Genomic DNA, 24,991 nt, shown 5'->3' with positions numbered 1-24,991 from the left:
CACGATAGGCTTGTCGCGACCGCATCTGTCCGGGGAAAACGATGAACATCCCGCTTCGTCATACCGCTACCTCGCTGTTCGTCGCCATCGCGTGGTGCGCCGCTGTGCCGGCTCTCGCACAAACGGCCGCTCCCGCGCCAGCTGCACCGGCTGCAGCTGCCGCCACGGCGCCGGGCTACGGCGGCGGCATGAACGCCGCCGCGCCGAAAAACGGCCGGGCGGCTCATCGTGCGAGTGAAGAGAAGCTGCTCGGCGCCCCGCAGGAATACGGCGCGGCCGATGCACCGCAGCGCAATACCGCCGACGCCCAACGGGCAGCCTTGCTCGACGAGCAGCGTATGAGCGTGACCGGCGCGGGTCGGGGCGCCTTGGCGGCGCCGGGCAAAGGTCAGCGCATCAAGGCGCCGGCCGCCGCCAATGGCAATGCACGCGTCGCCGGCCAGCCGCGCCCGACTGCGAACGACGCCTTGATGCCCGCAGCAGCGGCGAAAAACACTTACGCTGACCCGTACGACCTCACCGCCTCGGGCAAGCACGGCGTTTACCGTTCCCCGTGGTGATGTCGCATTCATAAAAGCGCCGCGTGCCGGATCAATCCGGCGCGGCTTTCTCCACCGTAGCCGCCGTAGCCGGCTCGCTCCGCCTCGCCGCCCCGGCCGCAGTCGAAGACCCCGCGCCGAAATGCGTCGCCACGGCTTTCGCGTGTTGCGCGCCGCCCGCCGCGCGAACCAGCACCGCGAGCCGCTCCTCGAACGTACGAATCGACATCTGCGGGGATAGCGCGCGCTCGGCGTAATCGCGTCCAGCCCTGCCCAGCGCCGCACGGCGTTCGGGATCGCCCGCCAGCGCGCTGATCGCCTCGGCGAGTGAGCGCACGTCGTTGGGCGGCACCACCACGCCACGGGGCGAAACCTCATCGAATAGACCTGTATCCCGACGCGCCATCGCCACGACGGCCCGTCCGCTCGCGAACATGCCGGTGAGCTTGGACGGCATCACCAGATCCGCTGCATCGCAGCGTTGCGGCAAAACGTGGATGTCGGCAAGGTTGAGCAATTCGTTCAAACGCTCCGCCGGTTGCAACGGAATGAAAATGCAGTTCGTCAATGCCGAGCAGCGCTCCAGCAAGCTCTGTTTCGCGGCCCCGCTGCCGCAGAAAACGAACGTGACGTCAGTGCGTTCGGCCAGCGCCTCAGCCGCATCGGCGAGCGTCTCGATGCCCTGCTTGGCGCCCATGTTGCCCGAGTACAGAACCACCTTCTGTCCATCCGGAATGTGCAACAGGCGCCGATATGCGCTCGCGCGCGCGAGCGGAAAAATGGTCGAAGCGTCGACCCAATTGGGCAGGCTCACGACCCGCGACGGGTCCACGCCCTTGGTCAGCGCGCGCGCGGTCATCGGGTGGGAAATCGACGACACCGCATCGAAGCGCCGCAGCAACGCACTTTCGATCCAGCGCGCAAAACGGGCCGCGCGCGAGCTCTTCAACAGACCGAGACCGAATGCCGCGTCAACCTCGTAATCCTGAATATGCAGCCACGCACTAGCGTTCGCGACGCGTGCCAGCGTAAGCGCGCCGGGCGCGCACATCAGGGTCGGCGCAATCAGCACGACCGCATCGGGACGCCACAGCGCCTGCCAGGCGAGCAGCGGCAACGATGTCATCGCGAAGCTCGCCAGATGGACCATCCGCTTCATGCCGCTGGGCCGCGACGGCACCCAGAGCGGCGCGCGCCAGACCGTCACGCCGTCGCGCATCTCGCGGTGAAACCGCCATGACGAATATCCCTCCGCAACGCGCCATTCCGGGTAATACGGCGGCGCGCACACCACGCGAACCTCGTGTCCCCCGGCAGCCAGAAGCACAGCCATTTCCGCCGTGTACTTGCCCGTCCCCGTCAGTTCAGGCGCGTAATTGAGGCCGTAGATAAGAATCTTCATGGTGGCAGCCAGAACGTGTTTTAGCTTTGCGAACTCAACCCGGCGAGGCGCCGCGCGTCAGTCGCTCAACATCAGCGCGCAGCCGCGCGCGATGTTGGCCGCGGCAGAAGGCGGATCGAACCGGCGAATCACATCCATGCAGCGACGCGCGGTGCCGCCGGCGTCGGCAAACGCCTCGATCGCCTTGAGCATCGTGCGCTGCAATGCCGCGACATCGCCGGCGGTGAACGCATACCCGCTCACGCCGTCGATCACCAGTTCCGGAACGCAGCCGCAACTCTCGCTGACGACGGCCGGACAGCCATGCGCGAGCGCCTCGTTGACGACCAGCCCCCACGGCTCGCTATAGCTCGGCAGCACCAGACAGGTCGCACCGTAGTACTCCTGTGTCAGCGGCTCGTCCTGCAGACTGCCGGCGAAAGTCACGGCGTCGCCGAGCGCGAGTTCGGCGACCTTCGTGTGAAGGATGTCGGCCATCGGCCCGGTGCCGACAATGCGTAATTTCGCGGCCGGCATACGCCGCCGCAATCCGGCGAAGGCCTCGATCAGCGTGCCGATGCCCTTCTCCTCGGAGAGACGGCCAACATACAGGAACACCGGCGGGTTGCCGGCACGGCGGGCGACCCGTTCGACCAGCGCGCGTTCCGGCGAGAACGACCCGGGCATCGCGGCGGCCTGACACGGCACGAAAATCTTGTCGCGCTTGGCGCCGAGCGACAGCAGATAATCGCGGCTGCGCTCGCCGAAACCGAAGTAGCCGTCGCAGAGGGAGAAGAACACCCGTTTCGGAATCGAGGTGAGCAGCCGCTTTGGCTTGTCGCGTGCGGTCGAATCGACGAACACCGCGCGCCGCTTGCCGGTCACGATGCACGCCGCAAGCATCGCCCAGTACTCCGGACGGTGATAGCCCGGCAGAATGATCAGATCCGACCTGGCGCGCAGCACTTCCCATGTGAGCCGCGCGATCATCTTCAGCGTCGGCACGTCTTCATAGCAACCGTCGAACAACTTCTGCATCGGATAGCGATGGTACGAGTAGTCGACATCCGAAAAGCCGACCCGGTCGTGTTCCGTATCCGCAATCTGCACCATCGAGTAGCGAATCGCGCCGGATGCCGAAATGTTGTGCAAGGCCGAGAAAACAACACCTTTGTGGCGCGACCATACGACGTTGTGAAAGATCGTGACTGACGCTGTCATTTTGATGCCACTCCTCGAAAAATCGTCTTTGTGCCCGTTGCGCGACCTGTCCGCGCGAAGAGCCCCAAGCGTTCCTGAAGATCCGGAACAGCGTTCTACGGCTCGCTGTGCGCGCCTAAGCGTGCAGCGCGGCGGCGGGCGTCGAACCGGCGTGCGATGTAACGAAATCCCGATAGGTTGCCGCGATGCCCTCCTCGAGGCCGATCGTCGCGCGCCAGTCCATCCGCGCCAGCCGCGATACGTCGAGCAGCTTGCGCGGCGTGCCGTCAGGCTTGGACGCATCGAATACGAGTTCGCCCTCGAAGCCGACCACGCGGCTGATGCATTCGGCCAGCTCGCGAATCGACAGATCATCGCCGACACCGACGTTGAGCAGGCCCTCGGTCACGTTGTGCTCGAGGACGAACAGCGTCGCTGCCGCCAGATCGTCGACGTGCAGAAACTCGCGGCGCGGCGTGCCCGAACCCCACACCGTCAAGGTGGCGGCGCCGCTTGTCTTCGCCTCGTGCGCCTTGCGCAGCAGCGCCGGCAGCACGTGGCTGCTGTTCAGATCGTAGTTGTCGTTCGGACCGTACAGATTGGTCGGCATCAACGCGACGAACTGGGTGTTGTATTCGCGGTTGTAGGCGTCGCACAGCTTGAGGCCGGCAATCTTCGCGATCGCGTAGGCATCGTTGGTCGGTTCGAGCGCCGAGGTCAGCAGATACTCTTCGCGAATCGGTTGGGGGCATTGCTTCGGATAAATGCACGACGAGCCGAAGAACACCAGCCGCTCGACGTGGGCGCGATACGCGGCATGGATCACGTTGGTTTCGATCACGAGGTTTTCGTAGATGAACTCGCCCGGCTTCGTCGCATTGGCGAGAATGCCGCCCACTCGCGCGGCCGCGAGCAGCACGACGTCGATCTGTTGTTCCTCGAAGAAGCGATTCACGGCAGCCTGATCCGTGAGATCGAGTTCCGCCCTGGAACGCGTGACGATGTTGCAATAACCATCGGCGCTTAAACGCCGGACCAGCGCGGAGCCGACCATGCCACGGTGGCCCGCGACGAAGATGCGTGCAGTTTTGTTCATCGCAGTCACTCGTGATGTTCCAGTGTCGTAAATCCGGCCAGCGTGACGAGCGCATCACGTCTCGCGATCTGATAATCCGCCCGCACCATTTCCTTGACCAGCGCGCTGAACGGCGTGGTCGGCCGCCAGCCGAGACGCGCATGCGCTTTCGACGGATCGCCGAGCAGCGTTTCGACTTCCGCCGGCCTGAAGTAGCGCGGATCGACGCGCACGATCACGTCGCCCGGCGACATCTTGATTTCGCGTCCTTCGACCTTCTCGACAATCCCGACTTCGTCGACGCCGGTGCCTTCGAAACGCACCGTCGCGCCCAACTCGGCAGCAGCGTGCTGAACGAACTCGCGCACGCTGTACTGCACGCCGGTGGCGATTACGTAATCTTCGGGCTGCTCCTGTTGCAGCATGCGCCATTGCATCTCGACGTAATCGCGCGCGTGTCCCCAGTCGCGCAGCGCCGACAGATTGCCGAGATACAGCGTCTTCTGCATGCCCACGGCGATACGCGCCATGGCGCGCGTGATCTTGCGCGTCACGAAGGTCTCGCCGCGCACCGGCGATTCGTGATTGAACAGAATCCCGTTGCACGCGTAGAGACCATAGGCCTCGCGGTAATTGACGGTCGTCCAGTAGGCAAAAAGCTTGGCGACCGCGTACGGGCTGCGCGGATAGAACGGCGTCGTCTCCGACTGCGGAATCTGCTGCACGAGACCGTACAACTCCGATGTCGAGGCCTGATAAAAGCGTGTCTTGTGCTGAAGCCCCAGAATCCTGATCGCTTCGAGAATGCGCAAGGTCCCGAGGCCGTCCGCGTTGGCCGTATATTCGGGCTCCTCGAACGACACCGCCACATGGCTCTGTGCCGCGAGGTTGTAGATTTCGTCGGGCTCGACGCGCTGGATCACCCGCAAGATGCTGGTCGAGTCGGTCAGGTCGGCGTGATGCAGAAAGAGCCTCTGCTCGGGATCGTGGGGGTCGCGGTAAAGATGATCGATACGGTCTGTGTTGAACAGCGATGTCCTGCGTTTGATGCCGTGCACGTCGTAGTTCTTGGCGAGCAGCAACTCAGCCAGGTACGACCCGTCCTGTCCAGTGATGCCGGTGATCAGCGCGACCTTGCGTTTCATGGAGCATTCTCCTCGGTGAACATTGTTATGCCAGTGCCGCAGCGCGGTTGAATAATGGCGGTCGGCCGCGGGCCGCCGCATCAACCGGCGATGCTGTCGTATCCGTAGTAGCCGCCGTGATAGCCCGAACCGAGGAAAGCCCCTTCCTGCGGCACATCGGTGAGCAACACGCCCTTGAGCGACACGCCGCCGTTGAACAGCCGCTTGGCCGTCTCGGATATCTCGTTCAACGGATGGCGCCCGTAGCGCACCACCAGCAGCGCCGTGCCCGCGTATTTGCCGATCACCGTCGAGTCGGTCACCGCCAGCACCGGTGGCGTGTCGACGATGATGAGGTCGTACCTCGACTTCAATTCGTCGAGCATCGTCTCGAAGCGTTTGCTCATCAGCAGTTCGGACGGATGGGCGGGCAGCGTGCCCTTGGCCAGCACGTCGAGTCCCGGCAGTACTTCGCGCTGGATCATGGATTGCAGATCGCCGCCGCTCAGCACGTCCGAAAGCCCTGGCTGGTGTGCGATACCGAAATGCGAATGGACGTCGCCGCGCCGCATGTCGCCGTCGATGATCAGCACGCGCTTATTCGCGGACGCAACCAGCGCGGAAAGATTCACCGACAAAAACGACTTGCCGGTATCGGGCCGCGAACCCGTGATCATCACAACGTTGTTCTCGGCATGATCGAGCGACAGTTGCAACGAGGTCCGCAGATTGCGCACGCCTTCCACCGCGATGTCTTGCGGCGCCTGCTCGGCCAGCACATGAAGCCCGCGGCGGCGCAGCATGACGTTTTCCTGCAATCGCAGCTGATGCTGGCTTCTCGGCACGACGGCGAACACCGGCACGCCTAGCACGGCCTCGATTTCGTCCGGACGCTCGACGCCGCCATACATCGCCCGCTTGAAGAACGTCAGCATGATGCCGATCAGCAAGCCGCCGCCGAGCGCGATCAGGATCGCCAGCACACGCTTCGGACGCACCGGCTCGTCAGGCGCCTCGGCGAAATCCACCACGCGCACGCTGCCGACCTGGCCGGCTTTCGCCACCCTGAGTTGCTGCGCGCTATTGAGCAGATTGGTATAGAGCTCCGTATCGACGTGCACGTCGCGCAACAGCCGCAAGGCGGTCTGTTCGGTATCGGGCATCACGGCCACGCTGCGGTTCATGTTGTTCTGCGCGCCCTGCAATGCCGCGATCTGTGCGTCGAGTGCCGCCACCGCCGGGTGATTCGCCGTGAAGCGCGTCGACATCTCCGCCCGCTGCTGCTGCAGGTCGAGCAGCTTGGTCTTGTTGTCGACGATCTGCTGAAGCAGCAGCCGGCTTTCTTCGCCGAGATCGACCGTACCGTGCGTATTGCGGAACTTGTTATAGCGTTGCTCGGCTTCGTCGAGCTCCTTGCGCAAGCCCGGCAGTTGCTGATCGAGGAACGCCAGCATATGTTCAGCTTCAGTCGAGCGGCTTTCGACATCCTGGCGGATGAATTCGCGCGCCATGCTGTTGACGATATTCGCGGTCAACGCGCTGTCGCCGCCTTCAAGGCTTGCGCGAATCACGCCGGACTGAAGCGTGGTTTCGGCGACCACGAGCGCCTTTTGCAGCCGGTCGACGGTACTCAGCGTCGAGGCACGCTGCAATTCGAACCGCGAACCGGCAGGCCCGACCAGCGCATCGACACGCAGCGCAACCGGGCCATCGGCGGTATCGGTCTGCACGGTCTCGCCGACATGGCCGGAGAGAATGGCGATACCGTTCCTGTCGCGCAGCACATACGATCCGTCATTGCCTTTGACCAGCGTAAAGGTCGTGTCGTAGAGCTCCTTCGTGGTGTCGAAGCGGGACACCGAAATACGCTCGCTGCCCCACGCGTAACCGGACAGGTTGACGAAAGACGGCAATTTGAAGCCCCATTGCCCATTCACCAGCCCGGCGATCATCCCGCCGATAAACGGCAGATAACGCGGCGTCGCCGTGATGTCGAGGTGCAGCGCCCTGACGGTTTCCTCCGTGACGAGACGCGACTTCAGCAACTCGATCTCTGCCGCCGTCGACGGCTTGGTGTCGAACATGCCGGTGAGCGGCGGCAAAGAATCCTTGCCGTTGGCGTTGTTGTTACCCGTCTTGTCCTCGACATGGAACAACACATCCGCGCGGTAAGTCGGTGGTGCGAGAAACGCGTAGACGCACCCCAGCGCCAGCGCGATCAGCATCGCCATCACGATCGTGCGCCAGCCACGCACGATCGTACGCAGATAGTCCGACAGGTGGAGCTCATCCTGCGTGGACACGTCGGTGTAGCGGTTTTCGAAGTTGATTGCCATTTTCATCACCCAGCAAAGCCCGGCGGTTCAAGATCTCGACAGATCGTTTTATTTCGCGAGCACAGCTCCCGTTACCGCGGCATTGATCGCCGGCAGCAGCAGGTTCAGCACACGGTTGAAGCGAACGAGCGAACCCTGGCCGACATACACCACGTCCTTCGGCTGAAGCTCGAACTGGTTGGCGAGCAGCATCGACACGGGCGAAGTCGCATCGAGGTGATAGACCTGCGGCTGCTCGCTCATCGAATTGCGGATCACGAACAACTGCCTCGTTTGGGCCGTGTTCGAATCGAAGCTGCCGCTGTCCGAAATCGCCTGCGAAAGCGTCAGCGAACCGTTGCGCATCGGCATGATGGTCGCCGGCTTGTTGACCTCGCCCATCACATACACGCCGCTGTCTTCGCGCGAAGCCACGCGCACCAGGTCGCCGGGTTGCAGGTAGATGTCCGACGGATTGCGGCCGCGTTTGATCAGATCGTCCACGTTGAGCGGATAGGTGACGCCGTTGCGGACCAGCTCCACGCGACTGCGGTCCGCGTTAGCACTGAAGCCGCCGCCCTGGTTGATCGCGCTGGTCAGCGACATCGGAATGTCGTTGAGAGACTGCGCGCCGGGCGTCCGCACTTCGCCGTCGACATAAACCTGCGCCGCACGGAACGACGCGACTCGCACCGTGACCTCGGGCTTCTGGTACACCTTACTCAGGCGGCTGTGCAGTTCGCGCTGGATCGTCGCGACGTCTTGCCCGGCGACGTGCACAGTGCCTGCATACGGAAACTGCACGTTGCCGCTTTCATCGATCAGAAAGCCGGGCGCCGCATCCGACGGTTTCTGATTCGCCGCGGGTTGTCCGAGCGCCGCCGCGAGTTCCGGGTGATCCCACACGACGATCTGCAGCACATCGCCCGGACCGACCTTGTAAGCAGTCGGTTTGCCGAACAAAGCGGCCGTCTGCGGAGTCAGTGCCGCGGACGCCGTCGCAGCATTCATCTTGCGCAGCATCGCCAGGTTGATATCGGTAATCGGTATCTGTACCTGCTGCGCCGCCTCCGTGCTGTAATCCCCACCCGTATCCTGCAGCGCGGCAGGCGTAATCATTCGCTGGCCCGGTGCCAGCGAGCACGCGGAAAGCAGCGTTGCAATTGCGCAAACCAACACGCTTCCTGTACGTAACCCAAGCGAACCCATGATGTTTCCTCCTTGCGCCAGGGAGCTGTCCTCGGGGGAGGCAGCGCCCCTTGTGCTTGTTAACTACTTAGTAAGCGTTGCGATGCCTCAGTCCCTCGACGATCGTCACGCCGATGATCCGCATGTCGAGTGCGAACGACCAATGTCCCAGGTAGTACAGGTCGTGTGCGACGCGACGCTCCATTTTCTCGATGCGGTCGGTTTCGCCACGAAAGCCGTTGATCTGCGCCCAGCCGGTAATGCCCGGCTTGATTCGATAGCGATTGATGTAGCCGGCGACCACCTTCTGATAGAGGTCGTCGTGCTCGAGCGCATGGGGACGCGGTCCTACGACCGACATGTCGCCACGCAGCACGTTGAAGAACTGCGGCAATTCATCGAGGCTCGTGCGGCGTAGAAATGCACCGACTTTCGTGACGCGCGGATCGTTGCGCGTCGCCTGGCTGAGGGTGCCTTTTTCCTCGACATGCGGACGCATCGAGCGAAACTTGTAGATCGTGAATACGCGCCCGTCCGCGCCTTTGCGCTTCTGCTTGAACAGGACAGGGCCGCGTGACGAAAGCTTTACCGCGATCGCGATCACGATCAGGATCGGCGCGAGGCCGATCAATGCGGCCGCCGCGAACAGGCGGTCGAAGATTTCCTTCTTCAGCATCGAACTGGCGGACAGCGGCGAGGCGACGAGGTTGATCGCCGGCACACCGAGCAGATCGATGACGCCGCTGCCGTCGAACAACGCAATGCTGCGCACGTCCGGCATGAAGCGGATATTCACCAGATCGTCGCGAAACTCGCTGATCAGCTTGCAGATCAGCGGCTCTTCGGCGAGCGACAACATGAGCCAAAGCTCGTGCACATCGTTAGTTCGAATGTAGCCGGCGAGCGCATCCACCGAATCGAACACAGGCACGCGCGCGCTGGCGACAGCGGGCACCTCAGGGTGTGTGTTATAGACGGCCGTGGCGCGAAAACCCGTGCCGGGCGCCGATTCGATCCGCCGAATGATCGCGTCGCATTGCGAGCCGCTGCCGACAATCGCGACCTGATGCAGGTTCAAGCCGGCGCTGCGCGCGCGCGCCAGCACCGCATGCGTGATCAACCGGTAGGCGATCAGCAGGCCGCCGGTCACCGCGGTCCAGTAGGAGAACCACAGTCTCGACACGAAGTCGATGCGATGCAGCGAGTACATCAGCACCAGCGCGCTGCCCTGCACCATCAGCCACGCAAGAGAGACCTGGCCGGCCAGCGCCAGCTTAGAGCGGCCGCGCCATGATTCGTAGACGCCGAACGCCGGAAAGGTGGCCAGCGCAAACGCTGCGGAAAACATCACCAGCGCCCAATAGAAACCGGATTGGGCGAGGTAATCGAAACGGATCTGGGACGCCACCGCCGCTCCCGCGAGCACTAACGCAACATCGAACACTCGCGCGAGCAAATCCTGAAACTTGCGCATTTTGCTTACCTCGTTCTTACCGTTCTTTTCCGCACATGATTCCCGGCCCGCTGTTAGGAGCAGCGGCCGTAGCTGTCGTTGAACCTCACAATGTCGTCTTCACCCAGATAGGTGCCTGACTGGACTTCAATGATTTCGAGCGGCACTTTCCCCGGGTTCTCGAGCCGGTGACGCGTGCCGAGTGGAATGAAGGTCGATTCGTTTTCGCTCAGCAGAAACTGCTCGTCGCCGCGCGTGACGAGCGCCGTGCCGCGCACCACGACCCAGTGTTCGGCCCGATGGTGATGCAGCTGCAATGAAAGCTGGGCGCCCGGCGTGACGACAATGCGCTTGACCTGGAAGCGCTCGCCCCGGTCGATGGAATCGTAGAAACCCCATGGGCGGCGCACCTTGCGATGCGCATCGGCCTCGGGCGCGTGCTGCGCCTTGATGCGCGCCACCAGCCCCTTCACGTCCTGCACATGGGAGCGGTCGACCACGAGCACGGCGTCGGCTGTTTCGACCACCACGACGTTGCTCGTTCCGACGCAGGCGACCAGCCGTCCTTCCGAATGGGCGTAACTCGACACCGCACCTTCGAAAGTCACGCGGCCGCGGCCGGCGTTACCGCACGAGTCCTTCTCCATCGCGGCCCAGACCGCGTCCCAGGAACCCAGATCCGACCAGCCCGCATCGAGCCGTACGACGACGCCGGCTGGGTTCGCGCCGGACGCTGTATCCGCGTCTGTGTCTGCGTCTGTTGCACCCAGACGCTCCATCACCGCGTAGTCGATCGAGTTCGCAGGCGCGCTCAGAAACGCCTCCACCAGCGGACGGAAATACGCGCCGTCGGTATGGCCGTTTGCGAATGCGCGCTCGCACGCGGCGTGCATGTCGGGCTGCAGACGTTGCAAGGTATCGAGCCAGACCCGCGCCCGCACGATGAAAATGCCGCTGTTCCACCAATAGGTGCCGGCCGCCACATACTGCGCCGCGATTTCCTCCGCCGGCTTCTCGACGAAACCGTCGATCGCATAGCCGCCGTCAGGCAACTCGGCGCCGATGCGGATATAGCCGAAGCCGGTATCGGGACGGGTCGGCGGCACGCCCAGCGTGGCGATCGCGCCCTGGTCCGCGTGCCTGGCGGCGCTTTCGAGTGCGCCTTGCAATGCCCGCACATCGGCAATCGAATGGTCGGCCGGCATCACGATGAGAATGGCGTCGTCGCCGTCCGCACACGCGAGCGACGCGGCGAGCGTCAACGCCGGCGCCGTATCGCGTCGCGCAGGCTCGACAATCAGGCGCGCATTGACACCGTTTTCATGAAGCTGCTCGGCGATCACAAACCGGTGCTCCTCGCCGCAGACGATGACCGGCGCAGCATCCACATTCCAGCCCGCGGGAAATCCGTCCATGCGCCGCGCGGTCGCCTGCAACAGCGAGTCGGAGCCGACCACGTCGATCAGTTGTTTCGGATAGTTTTCGCGCGACACCGGCCACAGCCGCGTACCCGAGCCACCCGCAAGAATGACCGGCACAATCCGCGTGCAACGCACCCCGGTTGTCCCGGCGCAAGCACCATCCGGGCCAGCCGACGCCATGCTCATCGTCCCATTCGTCAACATATTCGCATTCCTTACAATACATAAGAGTCTGCGGAAATACTTACCGAACCACTGCGCTGCGGGCGTGATCAGCCAAGGAGCATCGCGTGCGCTATTCGCCGACCATGCGGCGGCTCTGAATCCGGAACTCCGTGGGAGAAATTCTCATACGTTTGCGGAACACCTTCGCGAGCCGGTCACCGTTGCCCATGCCGGTGCGCCGGGCAATCTTGTCGACCGGCAATTCCGATTCGGTCAACAGACTGCAGGTCACCGCAAGGCGTTCGTGCAACAGGAAACTCGAGGGCGTGATGCCCATTTCCATCTTGAAGCGGCGCAAGAAGTTGCGCTCGCTCATCGCGGCGAACTGGGCTGCGTCGGCGATCGAAATAGCCTGCTGGCAATTCTCTTGCAGCCAGCGAGCCGCCGCGCGGACTTTGTCGCCGGCGCTCAAGCCACCGTCTTCGCCAAGCAGCGGCGCAAGATTCGCGCAGGAGTCGGCGAGCAGACGTTCTGCAACCGTGCGTGCAGCGGCTCCGCCAAGATCGCGCTTGACCATCGCAAGCGCGCTTCTCATCGACTCGAGCCGGTCGCCCGTGTCGCCGTTCTGCTCTGTCTGGCGCGGCGGTATGGGTTGTTGGCGGAAATCGCCGGATTCCTTACTGTCGGCCAAAGACGCGGCCTCCAGCAAAGCGCGTCCTTCCGCGATCGGACGAACCATGCCCGTGTTGCGGCGAACGCGCCGAAGCCACGCGATCAGCCGTTCGTCGGTAGAGGCTGCGAACGCGCCTTTACCGCCGGCGACATACAACGCGTCGAAGCCGCCGTAGTGCCGGGCGTCGAGCCCGTCCGTCCAGACGCGTAGAGCGGAGGAACAGGTCACCATGCCGCCGTCGGCCGACAGAAAGGAGACGTCGTACAGCCATCCGCCCGAGCTGGACGAGGCAAGTTCGTTGGCTGCCTGGAACACTTCGGCAACGACGCCGGCGCCCAGCAGCGAGCATTCGTTGAACATCAGTATCGCGACGCGGCGCGTACCCTTGTTCGGCGCGTGCACCCAGCGCAGCATTGCAGACTCGAGACTCGCACAGGTCATAGTCATCCTCTCACCAGAAAACGGATCTACTTTTCACCTTGAACGACCGGCACAGAGAGGCACTCTGTGCGGTGCATCATAGTCATGCCGAATCAAGCATTTAACCGCCATGACTGAAAGCGCAGACAATTTGGCGCTTGGGCATGGGGGTCGGCCAGTTATTTTCGGAACGACCATCGACTACCAATTTTTCAACGAATTACAAATTCAATTCCACATATGAATAAGTTTACATTTCGCGAATCTTATATGTGTATTAATGGTGTTTTTTGTGCGCCACCACACATACAAGCGCTTCCCGAACTGCTTGAATTTATGTTTGATCGATCCAACATCCCGTTGATTTGAAGTGACTTTTTTCCACCAAACCGACAGAATGAGCGCAGCCGCCTTGGCTCTACAGAGCTTTGCCGCCATGAATAAGACAGCGGACTTTCTTCCGACGATACAAATACGCCGCCGGGATATCTAAAGCGAGTCTCAAATATAAACGTTTTTTAGCGAGACGAAATTATTTAATTCGTTGCTATTGGGACTTATGAATATAAACGTGACGATTAATGTTTCAAACGTGAAACACGCAAGTAAGACAACTTCAGACCGTACGGCAATAGACGGGCCAGTGGCGGATTCTGTCGTGTGCGATACGGTATATTTCCGCCGCCAGATTGCGGAAATACACTATGCGGTTTACACAACAGTTTGCTGTACGAGGTAGCCGAAGGCGGGTCTGACCTGGTGAAGTAGCAGTTCGCCGACGCGCGCGAGCACATTTTTGCCGTGGCGGCACGCACTGAACGAGGATGGGGAACACATGCCGAACGTACGCGAATATCGCGCGCTGCGACCGCTCGCCAGCGCCTTTGCCACCTGGACCACTGGGCAGCATGTCGCCGCCTGGGCGGCGGTGTTTGTCATCGGCCTGGCCGGCGCAAACTGCAACGCGGCAGGCGCTTCTGAGCAGGAAGGCGCAAGCAATGCCGATGCGCCTGGCAACGGCGCGGCCAACATCGCTGCCGACGGCCGGACATGGCAGCCGTGCGCGGCGGAAAACGAAACGTGCCGGTTCACCGGCACGCGCGACGTGCTGTACGGCACGGCAGAGCGGCACGTGGTCAAGACCCTCTCGAACGGCACCGAATGCAGCAACAGCGTATTCGGCGACCCGGCATTCGGCGAGAACAAGCGCTGCGCCGTTGCGCTCCTCGCGAGCAAAGACGCGCCGCAGAGTACGGCGCCGGAAGCGGCTGTCGCGCGCCCTGCATTGCGCGTGCCTGGCGGCCAGGGGCTACGTTGCGCCGCACCCTCTACGCAGAGTAGCGCGGCCGGCAACGGCGACCTGCTCGAAGCGGACACGCCGAGCGACGGAACGCGCCTGTTCGCGTCAGGCAAGCCGTTTGCAGTCACATTCACGACGCGCCCGACGCAAGGCGATACGCTCAACTGGCAGATACGCGACAGCTGGAATGCGGTGCGTGCAAGCGGCCGATTCCCCGTTGCCGCAGGCGCCGGCCTATCGACACTCACTTGTGCGTCGACCCTCGCCGGCTACTTTGCGATTTCCGCTTCGCTGGAACGTGCCCACGGACAGCTCGAGTCGCGCGGCACACGTCCGGCGGGCATCGTCACTTTCGGCGTGCTGCCCGACACGTCCGCCACCTTGCCGCCGGTACGCTTTCCGTATGAAGACCTGCATCGATTCGGCGGACAAGGCACCGCCTATCTGGCGCCCGGGCAGCACTGCTGCGATGGCGACGGCTATCGGCCGGTCTATACGGCGCTCGGCCTGTCGTGGGCGAATGACAATCGCAACTGGTATATGGAGGAGCCCGAAAAAGCCGGCACGTTCGATCCCGCGGCCAGGCAGCTGATCCCCTTCTTCCGGCGCGGCGACATCATGCGTCTGATCCAGCTCGACGGGATTCCTAAGTGGGCAAGCCCGACCGGCAAAGAGACTCACAGCTATGCGCCGACCTCGCTCACGCAATTCAAGGACTACATGGCCAAAGTGGGCGCGGAGTCGAGCCGCGTACGGTTGACCTATTTCCCCAGCCAGCGGGACAACTACTATCAGGTGACCTGGGAGCCTGACGCGGACGGCGGGCTGCCGTGGCGCGACACCGACGCGAATTTCGTCGCGTTGTACGAGGCAGTCTGGCGCGGCATCCACTCGACCGATCCGCACGCCGTGGTGATGGGTTTGACCTACTCGTCGGTACAAGGCAACGTCCAGTGGCTCAGCCGGCTGGGCCCGCTCGGTATCGGCCGCTACCTGGATGGCCTGAGCATTCACGGCTACTACGATGCGGGGACGTCTCCGTCGCATCCGCCCGAGCGGCTCGCCAATGCGGGTGATCCGGCCGTGGCGGCCAATGCGCTGCCCGCGGCGATGCGCGCGCTGCGCCACCAGATGCACCAGTACCTGAAGCCCGGTGCGCCGCTGTTCGTGACCGAAACCGGCATCAGCTACGACATCGGCGAATCCTACGGCAAAAACTATCCGGGCTGGAACGTGCTGTACGCACAGGCTGCCGTCGTCGCGCGCACGCACCTGATCCTGCTGGGCGAAGGCGCGGACATGTCCTACCTTTTCTATCTCGCGGATATGCCGGACGCCGCGCCCGGCTACGGGCTCTTCTTCGAGCTCGATCATCCGACCGGCGCCTACGGCCCGATTCGCATCAGCCCGAAACCCGCTGCGCTCGCGACCGCGGCAATGACCCGGATCATCGACGGAACCGAGACGCTCGGGCCGCTCAAGGGTGTGCCCAACGGTGTCTATGCGTACGCATTCCGCCGCATCGGCGGCGGCAAGGTGGTGACCGCGCTCTGGACCCACGACAACGAAAAGTGGAACGCCAAGGCGGGTTTTAGTACGAGCCAGAACGTCGACTATCGTCTGAGGGTCGATGCGCCGGGCAGGTCGGGCGAAGTCACCGCGTTCGACATGATGGGAAACGCAACGACACTGCCGTATCGCGACGGTGTGGCCAGCCTCAAGCTGTCCCCGGCGCCTATCTATGTGATCTCCGCCAACGCAGCGGTTTTCAAGGACGCGGTCATGACGCCGGAGGGCTACGCGCCGCGATAAGCGCCCGCGCGCGGCGCGTCGGCAGCAAATAGCAGATGCCGGCAGATGTCGAGAAGTGACGATACTTCGGCGTGCCGTGACAGGGCCGCCTGCCTTTTGCTCGCGTAGACTCCAGCCGGGTACTGGTTCGCATGCGTATCAACGCGCTGGAGCCCAAAGATGAACGGCCTCGCATGGACCATGCTGGTGCTTGCCGCGATGATCGGTTCATTGCTTTTCGTGACGATCGGCGCGATCGTTCTTGCGCTGTTGCTGGGGAATGTTTCCGACCGGCTCACCAAAGACGGCTCGGACCATCACGATGACTAGTGCCCTATGTCCGACCGCCGTTCACCCCCGCTCGACCCGCAGGAGATGTCATGCTGACAGAGATCGATTTCCTGGACGTGCTCCGCCTGACGCCTCTGGTCGCGATCGATCTGATCGTCAACGATTCCGCGGGCCGCGTGTTGCTTGGCCGTCGCCGCAACCGCCCCGCTCGCGGCACATGGTTCGTGCCCGGCGGGCGCATTCTCAAGGACGAAACACTCGACGCCGCGTTCGCCCGCATCGTCGATGCCGAACTGGGCATCGCGAAACTCCGACGCTCGGTTGCACGCTTCGAAGGGGTATTCGAGCACCACTACAACGACAACTTCGCAGCCGAGCCGGATATCTCGACCCATTACATCGTCCTCGCTTATTCGCTGCCGCTCGGCAGCCTCGGCAGTTCTGCGCCGGTCGGACGGCTCGATCAGCACAGCGAGTATGTATGGCTCACGCCTGCCGAATTGCTGGCGTGCGACGACGTCCACGAGAACACCAAGGCGTATTTCCGCTAGCGCATGCGGGGCCGGCATGGGCTGATGCGCTGTTGCCCGCGCGCAATCTGATTCCTGCTGTGAGTCCGCTAACGTGCCGGGCCAGTCCGGTACAGTAAGATCGAGCTCACCGTCAGGGCTCGAATCCACATGCGATCAATGGCAGCCAGGCTCGTTCGAGATTCATCCATTGTTTTCTTCCTGCTCATTTTCTTCGCCGTCCTGGCTGGTTCGGCGCGTGCTGCCGACTGCCGCGCCGGCACGCTCGTCACCGTCGTCGCCCATCTCGACGACGATCTGCTGTTCGTGGACCCCGCCATCAGCGAACGTCTCGACGCAGGCTGGTGTATCACGACCGTCCATCTGATCGGCGGCGCCAATGGCGCGGACTTCGCCTACGTGCAGACCCGCGAGCGGGCGTCCCGACTTGCTTACGCACGCATGGCCGGCGTGCCTGACGACTGGGCCGAATCCAATATCCCGATTGCCGGCAAGCTCGTTCATCAAATGGTGCTGAAGGCAAAGCCGCAAGTGCGCCTGCTCGAGTTACGCCTGCCCGGCGGCGGCGTGCGTGGCGGCCGCGAACCGCTTGGCCTGCTGTGGGAACAGCGCGCAACGCTTTCGACTTACCCGATGAACGCGGACGGCTCCGTTCGTGTGCAATACGATCGTGCCTCCCTGTCGGCGACGCTGAGCGTGATACTCGCGGATGCCTCGCGGATCTTCACGCTCAATCCGGACACGGTACCGTTTATCGAGCATCCCGATCACATTTTCGCCGCGCGCATGACGCGTCACGTCGCCCAGACGCTCAACAAAAGCGTGCCCATCGAATACCACATCACTTATCCGACCGGCGGATGGCCCGCCAATCTTCGCGCCGCCGAGGTGCAGCGCAAGCGCGACATCGTCGCCAGCTACTTTGCTATCGACGGCAGCGACTCGTCGCATGTATTCGGCGAGTATCAGTGGGACGGCAACTGGGTCGCGCGCCGCTATGCGTTCGCCGATCGCACCGATCGTCCCGCCGCGGATTTCCAGCCGCTTCCTGTTCAACTGTTCAACGCAGCGTCGAACCGCTGTCTGAGCGCCAACGGCGCCGGCCGCGAGCCCCTCCTTGCCGCATGCACAGGCTCGCCAACGCAACAATGGCGTTGGCAACCGCTGGCGGTCTATCCCGGCAATGCGCACAACGCCGCGCTGGTCAGCGTCGCGACATCGCAATGCATCGCCGAGCGCGACGGCTTTCTGATCTCGGAGACATGCGACGAATGGGACTCGGCTCAGCGCTGGACGCCGTGGGACTTCGGCCTCGTCTACACGCCGCAGCGGCATTGCCTCGGCGAGAACGACGGCAAGCTCGCCATGCGCGGCTGCACCTTGCTCACGACCCGCTACCGATGGGCGACCACGCAACGCACCCAGGCAACCGACCTGCGGCTCGCGACGGCAATGTATGGCGATATCGCCGGCCGCGGCGAGCCATCCGCCATCTATGTTCAACGACAGCACGACGGGCCCGGATTCAACGTGTATGCGGCGGCGCTGTCGAAAGCGTCGCGCCCCGTCCTCTGGTACGCCAACCCCGTCCGATTCGATTACCGTTCGACAACACCGAGCTGCGCCAACGACAAGCTGTGCTTCGACAGCGTGCGTTTCCTGCTGGGAGACTTCGACGGCGACGGCCGGGCGGATCTGATGGCCATCGCCGCGCGCCGCGGCGGGACCGCGTTCTGGTTACTGCGCAACGCAGGTGACAGGTTCGAGGCCCCGCGTCTCTGGCTACAGACAAACCGTGTTTTGAAGCCCGAACTGGCACAGCAGTATGTAGCGGCCGACTTCACCGGAAGAGGACGAGCCAGTGTGCTGATCGCCCAGAAACGCGCCGATAGCGGGCTCGACCTCTGGATCGCATCTTCCACAGGGGCAGCCAGTCCCGCGCCGGCCTTATGGGCGCAAGCAAAGAATTTGCCGCAAAACGCGAACTTTCTGCCGGTCCACACAGAGGGCTCGCGGGCGTCACTGGTTGCCCTCGACGGTTCGGACGGCAGGCTCGCGCTCACGCAAATCGCCAACGATGGAGCGCATCTGCTGATCGGCGAGCGCAGCGTTCTGCCGGCGCGTTTCGTCCCCGGCTTCGTCAAAGCGGCGATCGGCGCTCCGTATGGCAAAGACAGCGACGCGTTGATCCTGTTGACACCGCATCTGGACAGCGCGAGCGACGACGCCGTCATCGACATTTCTACCGTGGACCTTGCAGACGCGGCGAAAGCACCTAGACAGGTGGCGGCATTACGCGGCATGTCATGGTCGGATGTCTTTCCGGCGCTCGTGCGTGACAACCGGAATACGGCGCTAGTGCTCTATCGAAGGACCGACGCGACGCTCGGTGACTTCTATTTCACCGGCGGCTCAGCGGCGCTTCTGCGCTACCCGGTCGGAGAAGGTTTCGCCTTGGGGACCGCACAGGATCTTGGCGAACTGCCGGGGTTCTTCTCGGAGACTGTGCGGATCGACCGGCTGGCGCAGTAGCGCAAGCCGGTCGATCCGCTGCCGCTCACGCCGAAATCGCAAGCGGCCGGACGAACTTCCGCGCAATCGTCATATAGCGATCCGCGGTGTCATGCAGCGTGTATCCCGCCAGGTGCCGGTTCGCCCGCGGCGTGCTCAGCGCCGCGAGCAATGCCCGGCCGTAAGCCTCCGGATCGGTCGTATCGACGAGACTGACGCCGGCAAAGCCACTTGCGAAACTGAACGACGGAATCCGGCTGGCCACGACCGGAATGCCCGATGCGAGCGCCTCGAGAAAACCGATGCTCTGCGCTTCGAAGCGCGAAGGCATCGCGAAGACGCGCGACGACCGGAGGATGGCGGCGACATCCGATCTGGGTCCGCATACGGTCACGTGGCTCCCCAACCCGAGCTGGTCGACCAGCGACAGCACGGCATCGTGATACGCGACGTCTTCTACGACACCACATAGCAGCAAGCGCGCCTCAGGCTCGCTCTGCAACACGCGCGCAAACGCGCGGATCGTGTCCAACTGGCTTTTCCCTTCGATGTAGCGGCCCAGCTGAACAATCTGCTTCGCGGGCACATCGGTATCCGGCGTCGGTGCGTCGAGATCCCCCGCGAACTGCGACGCATCCACGCCATTAGGAATGACCACCAGAGCTGGGTGTTTGCCGATCTCCCTCAGGTATTCGTCGATATTTTTCTGCGACACGCCGATGACCGCCCTCGCCCGCCGCGACAGCAGACGCTCTGCCTGCTTGAGCGCGCCGTTCTCGAAGTCGTTCACGCCGGAGTGCATCACCCAGACGATCGGCGTATGGACGGGCAGAAGACGGACATATAAGGCAGCAAGCGTTGCGTGAGCCACGATGAAATCAGGCCGGAACCGGCGCACCACGCGATACAGGTGCAGCAGCTTGCCCACCCGGCCGTAGTGGGTTTCGGGGAAGAGGCAGGTCACCCCTGCGGCCTGGAGTTCAGCGCGAATGCCGGCGAAATCGTCCTGCTGCGGGAGCAGCGATGCCACACACACTTGATGGCCACCGCGCTGATGATGAATGGCGAGACCTTTTACCAATACTTCCGCTCCGGATAGCCGCGGTGCGTGAACAAGCTGAAGAATTCTCACGATTTATCTCTCGGGATAACCGCATTTCTTACGCAGCGGATGGACATGCCGACCCGGCAATCGCACCGACCCAAAGAATCGCCGACATCCCATCATCGTTTGATTTGGCGCGCCCCAATTTCTTATGCGGCGTGGCATTGTCTCCGAAAGACAGCGACAGTTCCGCTGCGAAGTCACTATCGCCGAAGAAACGTTACACCGAAGCTCCAGCACTATTACGCCAACTCTAAGGCACTATCGGCTGCGCAATGCGCGCTAACGCCCATTTCTCGCCGTCTTACGCCAACTCAATAGTTAGGTATCCGTTACGTTAAATTCTTGACCCCAATTTTTCATGGCGGAAGAAAACTGGTATCGGCAGATATTTTCTTTCTTGTGAACAAGGCAATTAGTACTGCGTCATTGTTCATACGTTACAGCTCGTTACTTCTTTTAAACATACTAATGCGTATTGTTGCCGTCGATTCTCCCCAATAAAGCCTGCCTCGCTTTAAGGGACAGTAAAAAGTTCATTGACGTGCGCGATGAGCTCGAGCACGGCGATGCGAATTCCGCTGTTCCTTAAGACGTTGCCTGTTTTCGTCGTACTTTCCTGATCGCTTTATTCCGCCACGCCGGCTTTGCCGGCCGCGCGAATCGTTAGACAAGACGTTTTCCCGCAGAGAATTTCGCGGGATGCCGACAACCCAGGAATGCATCACTCGTCGCGCAGCCGGACAGTTGCGCACTCAAGACGGCCCGTGCCGACGGCTCGGTCATCGGCTGGCTTGCCAATTGAACCCAATGTTCAATCCGTCTCGCGACGCGGCTCGTGCGAGACAACGGAAGAACATTTAGCTAACGCATGGCTTACTGATTGATGAAATCACATCTACTTCTACTCTCTACACTCTCATTGGCACTCGCAGGCTGTGGCGGTGGCGGCGGTGGCGCCTCCGGCAGCAGCGCGGCAACCCAGGCGAACGGAACCGGTGGCTCCGCCACCTCGAACGCCTCGGGAAACACCGGCACAAGCAGCAACCCGGCCTCGACGTCAGCGCTGTCCGCCAACCCCAACGCAAAGCTCAGCTGCGCTGCGCCGGCCACTTCGGCGGGCTCCGGCAGCGCCGTCATCTCCGCCGACACGCCTAGCGCGGACGGCACCCGCATCTTCGCTTCAGGCAGCACCTTCCAGCTTGCCTTCACCACCAACGTTTCGTCCGCGGATACGCTGAACTGGTCCGTCACGGACACCGTCGGCAGGGTTGCGGCAAGCGGCAGCACCGCCGTACCCGGCGGTTCGCAGACCATCACGCTCAATTGCACCTCGACGCTCGCCGGCTATTTCGCGGCGTCGGGCACGCTCGCGCAGAACGGCGGCCAGTTGCCGCAAGCAGGCACGCGTCCGGTCGGCATCGCGACTTTCGGTGTGATGCCGAACCTGTCCGGCGTCGTTCCCGCCGTCACCTACGCGCATCAGGAACAGCACCGCTTCGGCATGCAAGGCGCGAACGACAACGGTCCGCTGCTCGCCGCGCTGGGCATCTCGTCGACCATCGACGATCGCCAGCTCTCGAAGATGGAGCCGAACGGACCGAACACCTTCAACCCTTCGACCAGCAATCTCGACCCGTTCTACAAGACGGGCAACGTGATGCGCCTGATCCGCCTCGACGGGATTCCCGCGTGGGCGAGCAGCACCGGCGCGTTCCAGGACGATGTGAGCGTGCCGACCGATCTTTCGTACTACCAGAGCTACATGAGCCGGGTAGGCACGGAATCGAACGCCATTCGCACCGCGTACTTCCCGCAGCAATCGGCCAACTACTATCAGGTGACGTGGGAGCCGAACCAGATGTGGACCGATACCGATGCGAATTTCATCGCGCTGTATAAAGCCGTCTATCAAGGCATTCATTCGACCGATCCGCACGCCGTCGTGATGGGCCCGGCCGATGCGTTCCCGAGTTTGACCACGACGCGCCTGAAGCGTCTCGCGCCGCTCGGCTTCGGCAGCTATATCGACGCCGTGGCCACGCACGGTTACTACGATGCGGGTACGTCGCCCTCGCATCCGCCTGAGCGCTACGACGCCGATCCGTCGACCGCCAGCGGTTCGTTGCGCGGCCAGATGCGCAATCTGCGCGCGGAAATGGCCACCGACTATCGTCCGGGCATGAAACTGTTCTCGACGGAAGCCGGCATCAGCTACGACCTCGGCAGCTCGTACGGTCCGAACTACCCGAGCGCGAACGTGTTGTACGCGCAAGCTGCGGTGGCGGCGCGCATGCACATCATCACGCTCGGCGAAGGCGCGGATCAGACCTACGTGTTCTACGGCGCTGACTACCCGGGCGAAGTCGGCTACGGCACGTTCTTCGATCTGAACGATGCCCAAGGCGCGTTCGGCGCGTCGAACCTCAGTCCGAAGCCGGTGGCGATGGCGATCGGCGCGATGACGCGCGCACTCGACGGCACCACCACGCTGGGCCCGGTGAACGGCACGCCGACCGGCGTCTACGCCTACGCGTTCCAGCAGGTGGGCAACGGCGCGGTGATCACCGCGTTGTGGGCGCATAGCAATAGCGTGTGGAACGCGAGCGCCGGGTTCAGTTCGACCTATAGCGTGACGTACAGCCTGAGCGTCGATGCGCCGGGCACCAGCGGCACGGTGAAGGTCATCGACATGATGGGTAATGCGTCGACCGCCAATTACAGCAACGGTGCGCTGACGCTTACCCTGACGGAATCGCCGGTGTATGTGGTGTCGAACAACGCGTCGGTCGCGAAGTCCAATGCGACGGTTCCGGTGGGATACGCCGGCATCTAGGCACCGACCTCTTGAAGTAGAAGCACAAAAGTCAGCCGGCATGGAGATCCTTGCCGGCTGACTTTTTTCAGACGCGTGCCGCGAAAGCAGACTCGGGCGACCTCAGCCTTCCCCCAGTTGCCCCTCCATCCCGCTCAACTCCTGTTCTCGCTCCTTCGACACCTTGCCGATCGGCGGCCCGGCAAAGCTCTTGCGCACGCCTGCGCCGTACCAGATCGCCAGCAACACCGCGAGCAAGCCGACGATCACGTAGACCACCTTCTGGTTCGGCGGCTGCATGCCGACATACGCCAGCACCAGCGCACCGATTACCGCTGCCACCGCGAACGGCTTCGACAGCATGCCCAACTGGAACGGGCCCTTCTCGTTCCACGTGCGGCCTTCCGCGAGAATCCCCGCGGCGATGGGCATCGCATATGAAATAAACAGGAACACCGCGCTACCCGCGCTCAGCACGGTGAATGCATCGCCATACAGCGTGACCACGATCGCCAGCACCGCCGAGGTCCAGATCGCAGCACCCGGCGTGCGATGCGCCGCGTTCACTTTACGCAACCACTTCGACGCAGGCAGACCGCCGTCGCGAGCAAACGCGAACATCATCCGCGAGGTCGACGTCACCGCGGCAAGACCGCACACGTAATTGATGAAGAACATCAGCAATTCGATCACGATGCGCAGCGGTCCCGGAATCGGCGCAAGAATCGCTTCGAAGAATCCCGTGCCCTGCTTCACCGCCGCGCCGAGATCCGGCATCACCAGCACGAACGCACACACCATTACGTAACCGAAGGTGGTCGACCAGAACACCGAACCGACGATGCCGCGCGGCACGTTGCGTGCCGCCTCGTGCGTCTCCTCCGACGTATGCGCGGACGCGTCGAACCCGGTGATCGTGTAGGCGGTCAGCAGCAGGCCGGACAGAAACGCCATCGCGATGGTCTGCTTCGGCCACGCGCCGCCGTCGACGCCGGTGAAATTGGTAAACGTATAAAGCCGCGAAAGATCGATCCTGACCGGCGAATACACCAGCAGCGACACCACCAGCATGATCGTCACCACAAAGATCAGATAGCCGGACAGGTCGGTGATCTTGCTGGTGATGCGAATGCCGCGATGATTGAGGAACGCTTGCGAAGCGGTGATCACGGTCAGAAAGATCGTCTGCTGCCACCAGCCGAGCGAGTCGGGATTCACGCCGAACATCGGCGCGATCAGCGTGCGGAAGAACGGATCGTAAGTGCCGTAATTGATCGCCGCGACCACGAATACGAGGCCGAGCAGATTCAGCCACGCGGTGAGCCAACCCCACGTTTTGCCGCCGAGAATCGAGCTCCAGTGATAGAGGCCGCCGGCAGTCGGATACGACGACGCGATCTGCGCCATCGCCGCCGCGACCACCATCGCGAACAGCGAGCCGAGCGGCCAGCCGAGTCCGATCGACGCCCCGCCCGCCGCCGACAAGCCCATCTGGAACGACGTGATGCCGCCCGACAGAATGCAGATCAGCGAGAACGACACCGCGAAGTTCGAGAACGCGCCCATCCGGCGGGACAGTTCTTGCGCGTAGCCCATCTTGTGCAGCAGCTTGACGTCGTTGTCGGCGGGTTCCGCCGACGGCACGGCCGTGTTGATGTCCATGACGCGATCCTTTGAACAGGGTTATGACGAAG

Annotated in this window: 18 protein-coding genes; 7 read left to right on the top strand and 11 right to left on the bottom strand. The window is 62.7% G+C overall.

All coding sequences use genetic code 11. The features are described from left to right. Positions 1-41 precede the first annotated feature (41 nt). A complete protein-coding gene (locus AC3WOG_RS03280) occupies positions 42-560 on the top strand; it encodes a hypothetical protein (protein WP_492576650.1) in 519 nt (172 codons plus the stop codon). Positions 561-591: 31 nt separating this feature from the next. On the opposite strand, the gene AC3WOG_RS03275 is transcribed toward AC3WOG_RS03280, so the two are convergent. The 9 genes from AC3WOG_RS03275 to AC3WOG_RS03235 form a co-directional block, all read right to left on the bottom strand. Further along, positions 592-1,941 carry a glycosyltransferase WbuB gene (locus AC3WOG_RS03275; protein WP_492576649.1) on the bottom strand — a complete coding sequence of 450 codons (1,350 nt, stop codon included), beginning with the start codon at positions 1,939-1,941 and terminating at the stop codon, positions 592-594. A 57-nt stretch (positions 1,942-1,998) separates the two neighbouring features. After that, positions 1,999-3,141, bottom strand: coding sequence for a glycosyltransferase family 4 protein (locus tag AC3WOG_RS03270; protein ID WP_492576648.1), 1,143 nt, complete (start codon positions 3,139-3,141; stop codon positions 1,999-2,001). A gap of 115 nt (positions 3,142-3,256) precedes the next feature. Next, complete coding sequence (locus tag AC3WOG_RS03265) at positions 3,257-4,216, bottom strand: GDP-L-fucose synthase family protein (protein ID WP_492576647.1); 960 nt, start codon at positions 4,214-4,216, stop codon at positions 3,257-3,259. A 5-nt stretch (positions 4,217-4,221) separates the two neighbouring features. Continuing rightward, entirely contained in the window at positions 4,222-5,340 is a 1,119-nt protein-coding gene (gmd, locus tag AC3WOG_RS03260) for a GDP-mannose 4,6-dehydratase (protein ID WP_492576646.1), read from the bottom strand. Between the two features lie 80 nt (positions 5,341-5,420). Beyond that, complete coding sequence (locus AC3WOG_RS03255) at positions 5,421-7,655, bottom strand: polysaccharide biosynthesis tyrosine autokinase (RefSeq protein ID WP_492576645.1); 2,235 nt, start codon at positions 7,653-7,655, stop codon at positions 5,421-5,423. 48 nt (positions 7,656-7,703) lie between these two features. Further along, positions 7,704-8,843: a polysaccharide biosynthesis/export family protein gene (locus AC3WOG_RS03250; protein ID WP_492576644.1), complete on the bottom strand. Its 1,140-nt coding sequence runs from the start codon at positions 8,841-8,843 to the stop codon at positions 7,704-7,706. 67 nt (positions 8,844-8,910) lie between these two features. Next, complete coding sequence (locus AC3WOG_RS03245; protein WP_492576643.1) at positions 8,911-10,296, bottom strand: undecaprenyl-phosphate glucose phosphotransferase; 1,386 nt, start codon at positions 10,294-10,296, stop codon at positions 8,911-8,913. A 53-nt stretch (positions 10,297-10,349) separates the two neighbouring features. Continuing rightward, on the bottom strand, positions 10,350-11,900 hold the full coding sequence (locus AC3WOG_RS03240; RefSeq protein WP_492576642.1) for a mannose-1-phosphate guanylyltransferase/mannose-6-phosphate isomerase: 1,551 nt from the start codon (positions 11,898-11,900) through the stop codon (positions 10,350-10,352). A gap of 91 nt (positions 11,901-11,991) precedes the next feature. Beyond that, the gene (locus AC3WOG_RS03235; protein ID WP_492579703.1) at positions 11,992-12,975 is read right to left on the bottom strand and encodes a GlxA family transcriptional regulator; all 984 of its coding nucleotides are present in this window, start codon (positions 12,973-12,975) and stop codon (positions 11,992-11,994) included. A gap of 814 nt (positions 12,976-13,789) precedes the next feature. On the opposite strand from AC3WOG_RS03235, the gene AC3WOG_RS03230 reads away from it, so the two are divergent. The 4 genes from AC3WOG_RS03230 (at position 13,790) to AC3WOG_RS03215 (ending at position 19,398) form a co-directional block, all read left to right on the top strand. Beyond that, positions 13,790-16,066, top strand: a complete 2,277-nt coding sequence (locus tag AC3WOG_RS03230) for a hypothetical protein (protein WP_492576641.1) — start codon at positions 13,790-13,792, stop codon at positions 16,064-16,066. A gap of 159 nt (positions 16,067-16,225) precedes the next feature. After that, complete coding sequence (locus tag AC3WOG_RS03225; RefSeq protein ID WP_492576640.1) at positions 16,226-16,375, top strand: hypothetical protein; 150 nt, start codon at positions 16,226-16,228, stop codon at positions 16,373-16,375. Positions 16,376-16,425: 50 nt separating this feature from the next. Next, on the top strand, positions 16,426-16,887 hold the full coding sequence (locus AC3WOG_RS03220; RefSeq protein ID WP_492576639.1) for a GDP-mannose mannosyl hydrolase: 462 nt from the start codon (positions 16,426-16,428) through the stop codon (positions 16,885-16,887). A gap of 129 nt (positions 16,888-17,016) precedes the next feature. Further along, positions 17,017-19,398 carry a hypothetical protein gene (locus AC3WOG_RS03215; protein WP_492576638.1) on the top strand — a complete coding sequence of 794 codons (2,382 nt, stop codon included), beginning with the start codon at positions 17,017-17,019 and terminating at the stop codon, positions 19,396-19,398. Between the two features lie 25 nt (positions 19,399-19,423). On the opposite strand, the gene AC3WOG_RS03210 is transcribed toward AC3WOG_RS03215, so the two are convergent. Next, positions 19,424-20,509, bottom strand: a complete 1,086-nt coding sequence (locus AC3WOG_RS03210; protein ID WP_492576637.1) for a glycosyltransferase family 4 protein — start codon at positions 20,507-20,509, stop codon at positions 19,424-19,426. Here AC3WOG_RS03210 and AC3WOG_RS03205 point away from each other — a divergent pair. After that, entirely contained in the window at positions 20,401-20,739 is a 339-nt protein-coding gene (locus AC3WOG_RS03205) for a hypothetical protein (RefSeq protein WP_492579854.1), read from the top strand. The two genes, AC3WOG_RS03210 and AC3WOG_RS03205, sit on opposite strands and share 109 nt — an antisense overlap. 629 nt (positions 20,740-21,368) lie before the next feature. After that, on the top strand, positions 21,369-23,318 hold the full coding sequence (locus AC3WOG_RS03200) for a hypothetical protein (protein ID WP_492576636.1): 1,950 nt from the start codon (positions 21,369-21,371) through the stop codon (positions 23,316-23,318). A gap of 102 nt (positions 23,319-23,420) precedes the next feature. Here AC3WOG_RS03200 and AC3WOG_RS03195 read toward each other — a convergent pair whose 3' ends face one another. Beyond that, on the bottom strand, positions 23,421-24,959 hold the full coding sequence (locus tag AC3WOG_RS03195) for an amino acid permease (protein WP_492576635.1): 1,539 nt from the start codon (positions 24,957-24,959) through the stop codon (positions 23,421-23,423). Positions 24,960-24,991: the final 32 nt, after the last annotated feature.

It is taken from the genome of Paraburkholderia sp. FW306-02-B, from assembly GCF_058782725.1.
Note: the sequence above shows the minus strand (reverse complement) of the source record. Positions and strands in the feature narration are given on the sequence as shown.